Source organism: Polynucleobacter victoriensis (assembly GCF_900187875.1).
In the GTDB taxonomy this organism is placed as follows: domain Bacteria; phylum Pseudomonadota; class Gammaproteobacteria; order Burkholderiales; family Burkholderiaceae; genus Polynucleobacter; species Polynucleobacter victoriensis.
The window spans coordinates 521,523-535,262 of record NZ_FYEX01000001.1 but is presented as its reverse complement, the minus strand read 5'-3'; the positions used below and the strand labels follow the sequence as shown (position 1 = coordinate 535,262).

Sequence of the window (13,740 nt, the reverse complement as noted above, 5' to 3'; positions counted from 1 at the left end):
ATTCATCAAAAAATCTCTATTAAATTTTCAGGTTAATTTTTTGGCTCTGAAGCTTGCAATTGATTTTTTATGAAATCGACTTCAATTTGATTTATTACTGAGTCCCAGTTCCCAATTGATTGTTGTCTAAAAATTTTTACGGATGGATACCACGGTGAATCATCTCTATCTAAAAGCCATCGCCAGTCGGGAGCCCATCTTGACATTAAAAATGTCTTTTTGTTCATCGATCCGGCCAAATGAACTAAAGACGTACAAGTGCTAATTATGATGTCCATGCAACCAACTATTTCAGCGGTATCAGTGAAATCACTTAAATAATTTCCTAGATAGTTAATCTCGGGGTGTTCTTCTAGATATTTTTGATCATCACTCAGAAGATAATTTTGTATTAAGAAAATATTGCCATGTTTACACAGGGGTTGAATTTTTTCTAATGGGATTGATCTTTCTGCATTAGTCTGTTGATTGGTATTGCCAGATATTGCTAGCCCAATATTAACCTTAGATTTTGATAAGTTTAATTTATCAATCCATTTTTTAATATCTTCGGTAGCCACAGTAATAACCGGTTTTATTGCGGGAATTGTTTCAAGTCTGGTGCCAAATAATTTTGGGAGTGACAGAAGAGGGATTTGAAAATCATATATATTTTCTTCAGATGTTTTGTGTATAACGTTACAGGATAAGTTTGCTTGCATTAATTTTTGAAGTGACTTCTGTACTTCAAAAGTTACATTTGCTCCCAAGTCAATGAGTTTGGAAATGTATCTAGAGAATTGAATGGTGTCACCATAGCCTTGTTCGTGCCAAACAAGAATGTTTTTATTGGTTAGGTTATCTAGAGATTCAAGTTCTTTAATATTATTGTGATGATATTTGTCGGCATTATTTCTTTTCCATCTGTAACTATATAAGTCCCATCCATCTCTAAAATTGCCTATTGTGAGTAAAGCTAATGATTTATTCCAATATGAGTCAAATAAATCAGGTTTTATTTGAATGGCTTGATCGTAGTGAGATAGTGCCTCATCGAAGCGCTTCAGATTTTTTAGTGCTTCACCTTTATTGGACCATGCTTCTGCAAAAGTGGGTTGTAGTTGAATTGCTTTGTCGTAATGAAATAGTGCTTCCTCGAAACGCTTTAAATCATATAGAGTCAAAGCTTTGTTGTACCAGGCTAGAGTGAATGTAGGTTGAAGTTGAAGAGCACGATCGTAGTAATTGAGTGCTTCAAGATGGCGTTTTAGGTCATCTAAACATTTTGCGATATTGAAATAGAGTTCGTAAGAATTTTGATTAAGTTTTAGACAATCTAGGTAGCAAGAGAGTGCTTCTTGAGTTTGTCCTAAGTGACCGTATGTGGTTGCTAAATCATGAAGTGCTTCAAAAAAAACACCAGCTTTTTCAATAGATTGTTTGAAAGACCCGACTGCCTTTTCGTATAGATTGAGTTTTAACTGGGCTGAACCCAAATAATAAAGTGCCTCAGGGGAGCAGTCCTCTTTGGAGCACGATTTTTCTAGTAATTGATAGGAAGTATTGGAATCCCCCTTGTTTCCGTAGATGTAAGCTAGTAATTCGTTTGCTTTTGAGTTATTTGGATCAATCTTAATAATGGTATTGAGGATATGTTCGGCAAATTGATAGTTATTACTTCGAAAGTAATGTTCTGCTAAAGCTAGGGATTGTTTTTTTTCTGAATCATTCATGATGGATGATTCTAATTCATTACAAGATGTTGATAATTTCAGACAGAAAATTTAGCCAGCCCAGCTTTTTGCTCCGTAGACTTGATGGGGTATATGAAGAAAAAACCACTAAAGTTCTCACTTTAGTGGTTTTTGTATTCGAAGGCTCAAAAGCCTTGATTTGGTGGGTCGGGCGAGACTCGAACTCGCGACCAACGGATTAAAAGAAGTCGTGGCTCTTAAAAACCTCATATAAATCAATTAGTTGTGAAGTTAAAAAGTCACTGTGCGATTGACTGTGCGATTGCTTTTTGGTGGAAAGTTCGAATCTGAGGGTCGGATTTCAAACTTTCAACCCTCGATAGAGCTAATTTGATTCCGACCCGGGCTACCAAGAATCTCAATAGCCCACTTGTTGGGCAATTTTATTTCTATTGCTGGTGCTTGGTGGTAAAAAGCAGTTATGACCACTGTTATTCGAAACATCAAATTATTAGTAGCGCTTACTATTGGGTAGCTTCCCGCTGCCAGACTTTCCAATTACAAAATGCTTATCTTTGTGAATATAGATATGAAGATATTGTTCATTTTTATGGGTGCCAATCACTACTTGTAAGAAAGGCTCATGATTTGCTCTATCAAAAGATTCGGTAAAGCTGGTGTAATCTAGTTCATTGGGATGGCTTTGAGCTATTTCACGAATTCTATTGGTAATGCCTTCTACTAGCTTGCAGTATTCATTATGAAAGTCTGGATCAGAATGTCTGACCTCTTCAATTGCAATCGCATGTAGCGCACTATTGGCCATAATTTATTTCAAGACCTCTATATGAACATGGGCGTCTAAATCCTCAAGGGCGCCACGACCATCAATGCCTGCAAGGGTCAGAGCTTCTTCTTTAAAGTCTTCAAGACTGGGATGTGTGCCATCGCCACCTAGGCTGACGATGTAAGTCCAAAGCACTTGGCCGTAGTTCGTCCGAAGCCGTCACTGGGGAGCAAGGCTCATAGCAAATCAGTGCGCCCCATGCAGATGTCGGGCACCCCGCTTGGCCACCGGTCCAGCCTCTTTGGAGGCCTGAGCAATTCCGGAGAGAACACCACATTCACTGACGGAGCCACTTCCAGCACAACCAGATCGCAATTCGACAAGCAGCCTCTGCAAGACTTTCAACTCTTTGATTCGAACAGTCACATGTTTGATGTGCTCATCAATCAGGGCATTGATGTCGGAGCAGTCGTGCGGGGGGTCATCTTTCATGCGCAACAGCGCCCGGATCTCGTCCAAAGCCATGTCGAGGCCACGGCAGTACCTGATGAACGAAAGTCGTTCAACATGTTCAGGTCCATAGACACGGTAGTTGCCCTCAGTCCGTCCTGGCTGCGGCAATAAAGCTTCACGCTCGTAGTAGCGAATGGTCTCCACCTGAGTGTCGGTGGCCTTAGCGAGTTCGCCAATCCTCATTGAATCCTCCATCGGCAATCAGAGCCATTTTAGCTTCTTGACATTGAAGTGGCTACAGGGTTTCTAATACATCCAAAGGGGAAGAAATCATGAATTCATGTTGCGAATGCACAAAGTCACAGCCACCACAGACTGAGAACTGCTGCTCTGTATCAGCTTGCGCGTCCATGGCGCAATCTGAGCAAGACATGCAGGCTAAACACTCAGACCAGCCACAAAAAAAGTTCCGAATTTCCAACATGGACTGCGCCTCAGAGGAGTCCGAGATCCGGCGAGCGGTCGATGGGATCCCGGGAATTGATGCGCTGCGATTCGATCTGGGGGCACGGGTACTGACCATTTCTGGGAGCAGCACCGCCATACCCGATGCACTGAAGGCGATTCGAATGGCAGGCTTTAAGCCTGAGCCAATCGAAGAAAAGGTCCACACAACTTTGGGAGCGTACTCAGAAGCTCCGACCTTTTGGCAGGCTTGGGGAAAACTTCTGACCGCGCTCGGCTTGGCGTTGGCAGCCGAGTCGATCGCGTACGCATTCCCTGCGACGACTTGGATCAAAGCCCTAGGCATGGGCATCGCATTGGGGGCCATCTTCCTTTCAGGCTTCGGAGTCTACGGAAAGGGTCTGGCTGCGCTGCGGCAGGGACGATTGAACATCAACGCCCTCATGGCAGTAGCCGTCACAGGTGCCTTTTTGATCGGCCAGTGGCCTGAGGCTGCCATGGTGATGGCGCTCTATGCCATTGCAGAAGCCATCGAAGCGCGCGCGGTCGATCGTGCGCGAGGCGCCATCAAAAGTCTTCTCGCCTTGTCACCCGAACAAGCCGAAGTACGTCAGGAGGACGGCAGTTGGATTCGCATGAGCGTCAAGTCCGTTGCCTTGAACTCAGTAGTGCGAATTGCTCCGGGTGAGCGTATTCCTCTGGATGGAACCGTGTTGGTGGGCCAGAGCGCGGTGGACCAGTCACCCTTGACAGGAGAAAGCTTGCCAGTAGACAAGGAACCGGGTGACGAGGTCTATGCAGGAACCATCAACCAGGCGTCTGCCATGGAGATTCGGGTCATATCGCCCGCCTCAGACAGCACGCTCAGTCGGATCATCAAAGCCGTCGAAGAGGCTCAGGCCACTCGCGCACCGACGCAGCGTTTCGTAGACCAGTTCGCCGCCATTTACACGCCAGCCGTTTTTGCTCTCGCGCTACTTGTTGCCCTGCTGATGCCTTGGTTGGCAGGACTTACATGGCTGCAAGCGGTCTACAAAGCATTGGTCTTGCTCGTGATTGCCTGCCCTTGCGCCTTGGTCATATCCACTCCTGTCTCGGTAGTGAGTGGTCTGGCAGCAGCTGCACGACGGGGCATTTTGATCAAGGGTGGCGTCTACCTTGAGGAAGCTCGAAAGATCAAAGCCGTCGCCTTGGACAAAACCGGCACCATCACCGAAGGCAAGCCCAAATTGGTTGCATTCGAGACCATCGCGACTGATGAGCCTGAACAACGTATAGAGCTGCTCGCAAAAAGCTTGGCTGCGCGCTCGGATCACCCCGTCTCGAAGGCGATTGCTCAAGGCCTGGCGCTTCAACCACGCGAGGTTAAAGCGTTTGAAGCGGTTGCGGGCCGTGGCGTTCAGGGGGCCATCGATGGGCACCCCTACATCTTGGCGAATCACCGCTGGATCGAGGAGCGTGGCCAATGTTCTTTGCAATTGGAGGCACGCCTCGCTGTCCATGAAAAAGTCGGCAGAACCGTGACCATTTTGGCCAATCGCGACCGGGTCATAGCCCTCTTTGCAGTGGCGGACACGATCAAGCCATCATCGATAGAGGCAATCGCGGAGATGAAGGCGTTAGGGGTCGTTCCTATCATGCTGACTGGTGATAACGATGCAACGGCGCGTACGGTCGGGCACGAGGCAGGCATTTCAGAGGTCAGAGGCAACCTGCTGCCAGAGGACAAGCTCAAGGCCATTGAGGAGTTCGAAGGACGATACGGTGTGACAGCCATGACGGGCGATGGAATCAATGATGCCCCGGCACTTGCAAAGGCGAACATTGGCTTTGCGATGGGCGCTGCGGGTACTCACACGGCCATGGAGGCAGCAGATGTCGTGGTCATGAACGACGATCTGCGTCGTTTGTCAGAAACCATTCGACTATCCCAGAAGACCCATGCCATCCTTTGGCAAAACATCAGCCTTGCCTTGGGCATCAAGCTGATTTTTCTGCTCCTGGCTGTGTTTGACGATGCCTCCATGTGGATGGCCGTCTTTGCAGACATGGGGGCAAGCTTGCTGGTGGTGTTCAATGGACTGCGCCTACTCAAGGCAGCCAAGTGAGAACTACCAGGACCTGGCCATTCTGTTGATTGACACTCAGCAGCACCGCGTGGGCGTGGCCTGGTGACTCAGATCACAAGCCAGTGCACGGGGTGGCTTTCTGGTGTCGGTTTCAGCCTAGACCGGACCTCCGGTGCGTTCACGCCGATGACTGCTTTTGGCCTGCAGTCAAATCAAGCTGAACCAAATCACACAAAGGCAAGCATCTTTTTCTGATCTTCCCAATCGCGTGGCAGGGGCTCATGACGCCCACGGATCGTCTGCAGATTCAGATGCCGTGGCTGGGAACCATCCAGGATGGCTTCAATGATGTCGGGTGCCAGATGCGTCATGCGCAGGACCTCCGCAACCGAACCGGGCTCTAGCTTGAATGAACGAGCCAGATCTTTCGCCGTGGCGTACTTGCCCTCATCAAGCAAGCGCTGCCAATAAAACGCCTTGCCCAGCGTTTTGATCATCGGAATGTCCATGCCGCCTGACATGACGTTCGCACTGGAGCCCGACGGTGGGGTCAAGAGCTTGCGGTTTTGTTTGCGACGGATCGTCAGCGGGACCATCGTCACACGTTGCGTGCCATCCATGATTTGCCGCGCCGCCCCCCCACTTCAATGCGCACATTGCACAACCTTGGATTGCCTTGATATGCCTCGCTCGTCATGCCATCACCTCCTCTGCATACTCTTTGGCTTCTTCCACATAGGGGTGCGCCACGATGCTTGGGTCAAGCCAGATCCAACCATCTTCACGCCAGTGGATGTCCAGGCTACCGTCCCTGAAGTCCACGCGTTCGATGAGCAACTGCGCAATGCGTTGTTGCTCTGCCGGGAACAACTGCTTCCAGACATCGGCAATCCTGCGCATCGACACCACCACTTGGTCCTCTTGAAGATCTGCGGATCGAACGTTTTAAGCTATTTTGACAATCTTGATGGAAGAGGCTTTCAAATAGCTCGATTTCTGGGTTTTGTGCAAAATCCCCCCAAAATATGTCAAAATAGTTTAATGAGAAATCTGTTCATTTCAATCATCTTAGTATTGGTAGGGTTGCAAACTTCGTTTGCTGCCGTTGCTAGCTATTGCGAACATGAGCAAGTTTCCAGCACTCATCCAGGGCACCATCAGCACGAGCATCAAAAAGCTCCTGAGAAGTCTGATTCAGGAAAAAGCACAGATGCTGACTGTGGCGTATGTCATTTAGCCCATAACCCTTTCTTTCCTAATTCATCAGATTTTGTTGTTGTGCAGCAAGATTTTACGTTTGCTCTTGTGGGCAAACAGTCGCTGTCAAGCCCCATACTCCCCCAACCTGACAAGCCCAATTGGACCCATCTCGCTTAAGTTAGCGAGGAAGTAGTCCCTCTAGTTGCATTTCTCGCTAACTCTAATTTGATTAATCAATTGGAGTTTTTATGTTGCGAGAAAAATTGGGCGAACTTCGTCTATATTTCGGTTTAGTTTTTTGTCTGTTGTGGTTGATATGCCAACCGTACGCATTTGCGGGGGAAGCTATACCCGCCAAAATAGGGCTAAAGGCGCTCTATGAAGCTGCATGGGATCGTCAGCCCGAGTCCAAGTCTTACCAATATCGAGTTGACGCAGCTATTGCGAAGCAAAAGGTAGCTAGTAGCTACTTGGCTAGCCCTGCATCGATAGAGGTGGCTCAAAAATCTGACAAAGCCAACAGTAATCAAGGGGCAAGCGAGACAATTGCTGGCTTGGGATTTCCACTTTGGTTGTGGAATGAACGCTCAAACTCCATAGGCTTGGCTGATGCTGAATATAAAAAGCTATTGTCTCAGTACTATCTGTCTCAACTCAGGGTGGCAGCAGATGTTAGAGATGCTTACTGGTCGTACCGCCGAACAAAAATTGAGTTTGATCTGGCTAATAGTCGCTTTGAAAATGCAAAAGCTCTAAGCCTTGATGTTGAAAAGCGATTTAAGGTTGGAGACTTATCTCGCGCGGATCTTCATCAAACAAATGGTGCTCTAGCAAACTCTGAAGCCAGTCTAGCCGAAGCGCAGGCAAATTTGATTAATGCCGAACAAAGAATGCGGGCATTATTTGGCGGTGAAAAAATCAAGGCACTCGAAAGTGTCTCGAGCTCAAAGTTCATGGAGCCAATTCCCAAGATCCCGGATAGCTTGACTAGCCTGGACGTTAGTCTTCCAGTAGTTGTTGCGTTACTGGATCAGCTTGATGTAGCTAGAAAAGCTGTAGCCTTAGCGAAATCTCAGACTCGAACTACACCTGAGCTGCAAATTCTTACTACGAGAGGCCGTGAGGTCTATGGAGTGCCATTCCAGCAATCAATCACCATTGGGATTCGTATTCCTTTTGGTTCTGATGCTCGTTACGAGAATAAGCTAGCTATTAGTACTGCCGAGATGGTTGAGGCAGAGTCGCAACTTATCTTCGAGCGTGAGAAAGCGCTGGCAAATGTGGAATCAAAGGCTTTGCTAGTCAAAACCGCACAAATTAAATTGAGCGCATCTGAAAAAAGGGCTTTACTAGCAAATGAAACACGCATCTTTTTTGACAAGTCATTTCGTTTTGGAGAAACCGATTTGCCAACCCGCCTGAGGGTTGAGCTCGAAGCTACAGATGCCAATCGTCAAGTAGCTGACGCAAAAATCAATTATGCGGTTGCTGTTTCTAATTTAAGACAAGCGCTTGGCTTGTTGCCTGAATAAGGGTTTATATGTTGAACTATTTGAAACGTCACTTAATGAGTAGGGCTTTGATTGTATTTGTCGGGATGATGGTTTCTGGACTTGTGTATGCAGGACCAGGCCACGACCATGGCTCAACCACAGATATCGTTCAGAGTGGAGCTTTTTTCCCGCGGTTTTACGCCGATTCTGAGCAATATGAAGTTGTTGGCATAGTAAAAGAAAAGCTAGTCGAGGTGTATGTAGATCAATTTTTAACTGGCAGGCCCGTGCTCAATGCTGATATTGAGATGAATTTTGGTGGTCAAGTTATTAAATTGAGCTCTACTAATAATGGTACGTACGAAGGTTATCTAACAAAAAGTTCTAACAGCAATTCAATTGCAGTGACTTTGACTATCAAAGAGGGTGATGCCGTAGATATTGTGGCAACCACTTTTAATGGTGAGCATATTGATCGAGGAATTTGGAATTGGCAGCTTACTTTGAAGTTGCTTATCTCCATTCTTCTTTTGGCTTCTCTTGGGTACCTTGCCTTCAAATACCGTCATTTAATACTTTCTAAATACAAGGAAACCCTAGTTCGAATCAAGGAGCGCAAATGAATCTCTCTAAATTTTCCTCGCAATGTGTGCTCGCAACCACTTTAATGTTATCGATCAGTGTTGCGAGGGCCGGCTCTGATCACGGCCCAGGTGATACAACTCAGATTTCTAGTTTGGATATCCCCAAAAGACAGGCTAGTGGCAATCTTTTTATTCCCAAACCAGCACAGCGCCAACTGAAGGTGGAAACGGAACAAGTTATGCCAGGGGAATTCCCCAAAACCCTTGATTTGGCTGGCAAAGTCATTATGGATCCAAATTATGGTGGCAAAGTTCAAGCAATTGTGGCGGGTAGAATTACACCTGGACCCAATGGGTTCCCCCTTCCTGGGCAAAAGGTAAAGCAAGGGGAAGTGCTTGCCTATGTAACGCCAGAGGCTGGACCATCAGGCAGTCGCTCATTGGCGGAAAGTCGTTTGAAGCGATATCGCGAATTGGCTGACACTATTCCGCGAAAAACTCTAGAAGAAGCTCAAGCGGCAGTGGCAAATGAGGAGCTCAGAGCTCCAGTAGCTGGAGTGATTTCAACAATGGGTGTTGTCTCTGGTCAGGTGGTAGAGCCAAGACAGCTCATTTTTGAGGTAGTTAACCCTAATCGTCTATTGGTTGAGGCATTAGCGTATGACGGAAAAATATTAAAAGACATTGCTGGTGGCTATATTGCCTATGACGGCAAAACTATCCAACTTAACTATCTTGGTGGTGGGCAATCATTGAGAGAGCAAGCTCTACCGATTACCTTTTCTGGTAAGAGCGAAGAATTAATTGGTATACCAGTAGGTCAACCATTGCGTGTTTTCGTAAGCACCTCGACGCAAACTAAGGGTCTCAAAATTCCACTCTCAGCAATCGTAAAAAATGCCGCAAATCAAAATACAGTTTGGGTAAAGGGATCCCCAGAAGAGTTCGAGCCGAGAGTTGTTTTATACGAACCGCTTGATGGTAAGTATGTCATTGTGACTTCCGGATTGACTGATAAGGATCGGGTAGTTACAAACTCAGCCTCATTAATTAATCAGATTCGATAGGGGCTGATTATGTTTACTTGGATACTTAACTTTAGTTTAAAAAATCGCCTAATTGTCATTTTGCTAGGCGTAATTGTGATGTTCTACGGGGCATTTTCGTTAAAACAGATGCCTGTAGATGTTTTTCCAGACTTAAATAAGCCCACTGTAACGGTGATGACTGAGGCTGGCGGAATGGCCTCCGAGGAAGTGGAGCAATTAATTACCTTCCCTCTGGAAACTGTCATGAATGGCTTGCCAGGGGTCGAGTCAATTCGATCAACTTCTAGCGCGGGTTTGTCATTTATCTACATCACATTTAAATGGAGTACGGATATTTATCGCGCTCGCCAGATGGTGAGCGAGCGCTTAAATACGATGGACAATACATTGCCAAATAATGTCAATCCTCGCATGGGGCCGATTAGCTCCATTATGGGTGAGATTATGCAAATTGCGATACCTGTAGATGAGGAAATAATTTCGCCTATGCAAGTACGGGAGTACGCCGATTGGGTGCTAAGGCCACGTCTAATGGCAATCCAGGGTGTTGCTCAGGTGATAACGATTGGCGGTCAGGTTCGACAGTTTCAAGTTCAGCCAAATACTCGTCGCATGTCTGAGCTTGGCATTACCGCTCTTCAGCTTGAAGAGGCATTACGAGGCCACTCGTCAAATAGTTCGGGTGGTTTTATTGAGGTTAATAGCAAAGAGTACTTAATTAGAAATATTGGTAGAACCTCTAGTTTGGAGGATTTACGAAATTTAGCAATCACTACCAAAGGTAGTCAGCCGATACTGCTAAAACAAATTGCTGACGTAGCTTTTGCCCCGGCCGTAAAAAGAGGTGATGCAGGTTATGGGGGTAAAGGCGCAGTCATTTTAGGAATTCAAAAACAACCTGCATCTGACACGATTGAGTTAAGTCAAAAAATTGAGCAGGCTATTGCTGAGTTAAAGCAAGGTCTCCCTGTTGGCATGGAGGCTCCAAGAGTTACTTTCAGGCAGGCTACATTCATAGAGGCTTCAATTAGCACCTTAGAGGCTAAGTTGATTGGGGCATCAATATTTGTTGCCATCATCTTGTATTTCTTTTTGGGCACAATTCGACCGGTTTTAATTTCATTAACGGCAATCCCGGTTTCCATATTAATTACAGCGTTAATTTTTAGGTACTTTGGGTTTTCAATTAACACAATGACTCTAGGGGGTCTTGCAATTGCTATTGGTGGTTTGGTAGACGATGCTGTTGTCGATGTCGAAAATATTATGCGTCGACTACGGTTAAATTCCAAAAGGCCTGTGGATGAGAGGGTGGGTGTATTGGAGGTGGTCCGCTCTGCTTCTATGGAGGTTCGTACTGGAATTATTTACGCAACAATGATTATTGTCCTGGTTTTTATACCGCTGTTTGCTCTATCTGGGATCGAGGGGCGGCTATTCACACCTCTGGGGATAGCCTTCATTGTTTCAACGGTTGCCTCCCTGGTTGTTTCGGTAACAATCACACCAGTTTTAAGTTACTACCTATTGCCATCAATGACCAACTTGAGTCATGGCGACACAAAGCTGCTTTTATGGCTAAAGGCAAAATATCGGAACCGTCTTGAAAGTTTCCTAATGAGTCCGAAGCGATTTATCGCTTATGCCTGTGGCCTTGTCTTGGTCTCGGTTCTGAGTCTACCGTTTATGCCAACGTCATTTCTGCCGCCATTTAATGAGGGGACTCTCTTAATTGGTTTGAGACTTAATCCCGGGGTTGCTCTAACTGAATCATCTGCGATTGCAAGGCAGGCTGAATTACTAGTAATGCAGGTGCCAGAGGTTACCTATGTTGGCAGACGAAGTGGCCGTGCTGAATTAGATGAACACGCAGAAGGGGTTCATGTGAGCGAGCTCGACGTCGGGCTTAAACCGGCCAGTGAATTGAATCGATCCATGGCTGATATACAGGCTGATATTCGAAAGCGTTTGATTAATATCCCTGCTGCAATTGCGATAGGACAGCCGATTTCTCACCGTATTGACCATATGTTGTCTGGAGTTAGATCACAAATCGCCATTAAGATCTTTGGAGATGATCTTGATATTTTGCGTAGTCAGGCTGATTTATTGCGCACAAAGTTATCGGGAATTTCTGGCATAGCTGATTTAGAAATAGAAAAGCAAGTGTTAGCGCCACAAATTAAGGTTCGTATTAATTACGATGTTGCTTCCCAGTATGGTGTTTCCACTTCTCAAGTTATGGAATTGCTGCAATCAATGGTTGAGGGTGAGAGGGTTTCACAAATAATTGAAGGAAATAAGCGATTTAATCTTGTGATGAAGCTGCCTGACACGTCTAGAACAATAGAGGGCTTATCTGATATTTTGATCGATACACCAACTGGGCGCATTCCTTTATCAAGAATTGCCTCTATCGAGGATAGTGATGGGCCCAATCAAATTAGTCGGGACGACGGCAAAAGAAGAATCGTATTGTCAGCCAATACATCTAATCGAGCTTTGTCTGAGGTGGTTAAGGACATACAGATGGTGGTTGATCAACAAAAATTACCAGAAGGATATTTCATTACTTTGGGCGGTCAATTTGTGGCTCAAGAACGGGCTTCGAAATTGATAGGCTTTTTATCAATAGGCTCATTGTTATTAATGTTCGCTGTTTTATATAGCAAATATCAATCCGTACGTTTATCACTAATGATTATGAGCAATATACCGCTTGCAATGATTGGTGCGATTATCGGGCTATGGCTCTCCGGCCAGCCTTTATCGATTGCTGCACTTGTAGGATTTATTACTTTAGCCGGGGTTTCTGTTCGAAATGGGATTTTAAAAATCAGTCATTATTTGAATTTGATAAAGCTCGAGGGTGAGGCATTTGGAAGTCAAATGGTTATTCGCGGATCTATGGAGCGCCTGGCTCCAGTCTTGATGACTGCATTGGTTACAGCTTTTGCACTGGCGCCTCTATTGTTTGAGGCTGAGCGACCAGGAACTGAGGTTTTGCATCCTGTTGCTGTGGTTATTTTTTTTGGATTAATCAGCTCAACATTACTTGATACTTTTCTAACCCCCGCAATGTTTTTGTTGTATGGCAAACGAGATGCAGAAAAATCTCTTAATAATCTGAATATAAATGAAGGATATTAAATATGAAGAAAATGAGTATATTAGCTATTTTATTGATAACCCTGTTTAATTTAAGCTATGCCGCTGGTGATCACGAGACCAAACCGCTGTATGGGGGAAAAGTTTCTGTTTTTAAGGATATTGATATTGAGCTTGTGGCAAGAAGTAACGAGTTAAAAGTCTACTTGCGTGATCATGGTAAACCAATTCAATTGAAGCGTGGGACTGCCAAAATTACCTTATTGCAAGGTGGGTCTACAAAAAATTATGAGTTACCACTTAAGGGCGATCATTTCGAACTGACCGGTAGTTTTCCGGTAGCAAAAGATAGCAAAGCAGTCGTCGTTATCCAGTCAGAGGATAAGGTTATCACCGCTAGATATACCCTCGATTAGTAATGAGCTTAAAAATTAGTGGATTCGAAAAATGGGTGATGTATGGGTGGTGGGTCCGGCAAGATTTATTAACTCGAATACACAACAACCTTATTCCCATCCTCAATCCTCACCACAATAGCACCAGCCTTTTTCTTCCTTAAAGCTGCTGCTAAGGCGTCATTAAAGTTGCCATAAGTGCCCGCGGTCATCCACGCCGTATAAGCGTTGTTCATCTTGTACTGCGCCTTGAAACTATTTGACTGCATTTTGTGTGTGCTCTCTACTTTAGTAAGTTCTTGCTGTCCAGCTTGAATCTTTTGCCTAGCCCGTTCTGCTTTAACTGCTGCTTGTGCGTTTTTAGCTTGATCTTTAAGGGCTTTGATCCGAGCTTGTGGTGGAGTTAAAGGCTTTGTTGAGCTGGTGGGTTTGAAAGTTTTAAATTCATAAAATCGCATCAAGTA

The 13,740-nt window shown here is 45.5% G+C and carries 14 protein-coding genes; 7 read left to right on the top strand and 7 right to left on the bottom strand.

The genetic code is table 11. The features are described 5' to 3' along the window. Positions 1-32: 32 nt before the first annotated feature. The 4 genes from CFR83_RS02765 to cadR all read right to left on the bottom strand — a co-directional run bounded on the left by CFR83_RS02765 (position 33) and on the right by cadR (position 3,156). On the bottom strand, positions 33-1,712 hold the full coding sequence (locus tag CFR83_RS02765) for a tetratricopeptide repeat protein (protein WP_088812450.1): 1,680 nt from the start codon (positions 1,710-1,712) through the stop codon (positions 33-35). 472 nt (positions 1,713-2,184) lie between these two features. After that, positions 2,185-2,499: a hypothetical protein gene (locus tag CFR83_RS02760; protein ID WP_088812449.1), complete on the bottom strand. Its 315-nt coding sequence runs from the start codon at positions 2,497-2,499 to the stop codon at positions 2,185-2,187. A 3-nt stretch (positions 2,500-2,502) separates the two neighbouring features. Continuing rightward, positions 2,503-2,655 (bottom strand): hypothetical protein, encoded by a 153-nt coding sequence (locus CFR83_RS08370; protein ID WP_165765041.1) that lies wholly within the window; start codon positions 2,653-2,655, stop codon positions 2,503-2,505. 51 nt (positions 2,656-2,706) lie between these two features. Further along, the gene (cadR, locus tag CFR83_RS02755) at positions 2,707-3,156 is read right to left on the bottom strand and encodes a Cd(II)/Pb(II)-responsive transcriptional regulator (RefSeq protein ID WP_088812448.1); all 450 of its coding nucleotides are present in this window, start codon (positions 3,154-3,156) and stop codon (positions 2,707-2,709) included. Positions 3,157-3,323: 167 nt separating this feature from the next. On the opposite strand from cadR, the gene CFR83_RS02750 reads away from it, so the two are divergent. Next, on the top strand, positions 3,324-5,486 hold the full coding sequence (locus CFR83_RS02750; RefSeq protein WP_243383324.1) for a heavy metal translocating P-type ATPase: 2,163 nt from the start codon (positions 3,324-3,326) through the stop codon (positions 5,484-5,486). Positions 5,487-5,674: 188 nt separating this feature from the next. Here the strand turns inward: CFR83_RS02750 and CFR83_RS02745 are convergent, their stop codons facing one another. Beyond that, positions 5,675-6,067, bottom strand: coding sequence for a hypothetical protein (locus CFR83_RS02745; protein ID WP_243383323.1), 393 nt, complete (start codon positions 6,065-6,067; stop codon positions 5,675-5,677). Between the two features lie 73 nt (positions 6,068-6,140). After that, positions 6,141-6,347, bottom strand: a complete 207-nt coding sequence (locus CFR83_RS02740; protein ID WP_088812447.1) for a hypothetical protein — start codon at positions 6,345-6,347, stop codon at positions 6,141-6,143. Positions 6,348-6,488: 141 nt separating this feature from the next. Between CFR83_RS02740 and CFR83_RS02735 the strand changes: the two genes are divergently transcribed. From CFR83_RS02735 to CFR83_RS02710, 6 genes are all read left to right on the top strand, one after another. Further along, positions 6,489-6,824, top strand: coding sequence for a DUF2946 family protein (locus CFR83_RS02735; protein ID WP_088812446.1), 336 nt, complete (start codon positions 6,489-6,491; stop codon positions 6,822-6,824). 71 nt (positions 6,825-6,895) lie between these two features. Beyond that, positions 6,896-8,179: a TolC family protein gene (locus CFR83_RS02730; protein WP_088812445.1), complete on the top strand. Its 1,284-nt coding sequence runs from the start codon at positions 6,896-6,898 to the stop codon at positions 8,177-8,179. Between the two features lie 8 nt (positions 8,180-8,187). Then, positions 8,188-8,763 (top strand): hypothetical protein, encoded by a 576-nt coding sequence (locus CFR83_RS02725; RefSeq protein ID WP_088812444.1) that lies wholly within the window; start codon positions 8,188-8,190, stop codon positions 8,761-8,763. Further along, complete coding sequence (locus tag CFR83_RS02720; protein ID WP_088812443.1) at positions 8,760-9,791, top strand: efflux RND transporter periplasmic adaptor subunit; 1,032 nt, start codon at positions 8,760-8,762, stop codon at positions 9,789-9,791. The genes CFR83_RS02725 and CFR83_RS02720 overlap by 4 nt, the downstream gene beginning before the upstream one ends. Positions 9,792-9,800: 9 nt before the next feature. Continuing rightward, positions 9,801-12,923, top strand: a complete 3,123-nt coding sequence (locus CFR83_RS02715; protein WP_088812442.1) for an efflux RND transporter permease subunit — start codon at positions 9,801-9,803, stop codon at positions 12,921-12,923. Between the two features lie 2 nt (positions 12,924-12,925). Next, positions 12,926-13,297 (top strand): hypothetical protein, encoded by a 372-nt coding sequence (locus tag CFR83_RS02710; RefSeq protein WP_088812441.1) that lies wholly within the window; start codon positions 12,926-12,928, stop codon positions 13,295-13,297. Between the two features lie 68 nt (positions 13,298-13,365). On the opposite strand, the gene CFR83_RS02705 is transcribed toward CFR83_RS02710, so the two are convergent. Next, entirely contained in the window at positions 13,366-13,734 is a 369-nt protein-coding gene (locus CFR83_RS02705; protein ID WP_088812440.1) for a hypothetical protein, read from the bottom strand. Positions 13,735-13,740 lie beyond the last annotated feature (6 nt).

Coding starts and splice junctions, on each gene's coding strand:
- CFR83_RS02735 (WP_088812446.1), top strand. CDS start 6,489: ATGAGAAATCTGTTCATTTCAATCATCTTAGTATTGGTAGGGTTGCAA.
- CFR83_RS02725 (WP_088812444.1), top strand. CDS start 8,188: ATGTTGAACTATTTGAAACGTCACTTAATGAGTAGGGCTTTGATTGTA.
- CFR83_RS02710 (WP_088812441.1), top strand. CDS start 12,926: ATGAAGAAAATGAGTATATTAGCTATTTTATTGATAACCCTGTTTAAT.
- CFR83_RS02705 (WP_088812440.1), bottom strand. CDS start 13,734: ATGCGATTTTATGAATTTAAAACTTTCAAACCCACCAGCTCAACAAAG.
- CFR83_RS02745 (WP_243383323.1), bottom strand. CDS start 6,067: ATGGATGGCACGCAACGTGTGACGATGGTCCCGCTGACGATCCGTCGC.
- cadR (WP_088812448.1), bottom strand. CDS start 3,156: ATGAGGATTGGCGAACTCGCTAAGGCCACCGACACTCAGGTGGAGACC.
- CFR83_RS02720 (WP_088812443.1), top strand. CDS start 8,760: ATGAATCTCTCTAAATTTTCCTCGCAATGTGTGCTCGCAACCACTTTA.
- CFR83_RS02750 (WP_243383324.1), top strand. CDS start 3,324: ATGGCGCAATCTGAGCAAGACATGCAGGCTAAACACTCAGACCAGCCA.
- CFR83_RS02760 (WP_088812449.1), bottom strand. CDS start 2,499: ATGGCCAATAGTGCGCTACATGCGATTGCAATTGAAGAGGTCAGACAT.
- CFR83_RS02740 (WP_088812447.1), bottom strand. CDS start 6,347: ATGCGCAGGATTGCCGATGTCTGGAAGCAGTTGTTCCCGGCAGAGCAA.
- CFR83_RS02715 (WP_088812442.1), top strand. CDS start 9,801: ATGTTTACTTGGATACTTAACTTTAGTTTAAAAAATCGCCTAATTGTC.
- CFR83_RS02765 (WP_088812450.1), bottom strand. CDS start 1,712: ATGAATGATTCAGAAAAAAAACAATCCCTAGCTTTAGCAGAACATTAC.
- CFR83_RS02730 (WP_088812445.1), top strand. CDS start 6,896: ATGTTGCGAGAAAAATTGGGCGAACTTCGTCTATATTTCGGTTTAGTT.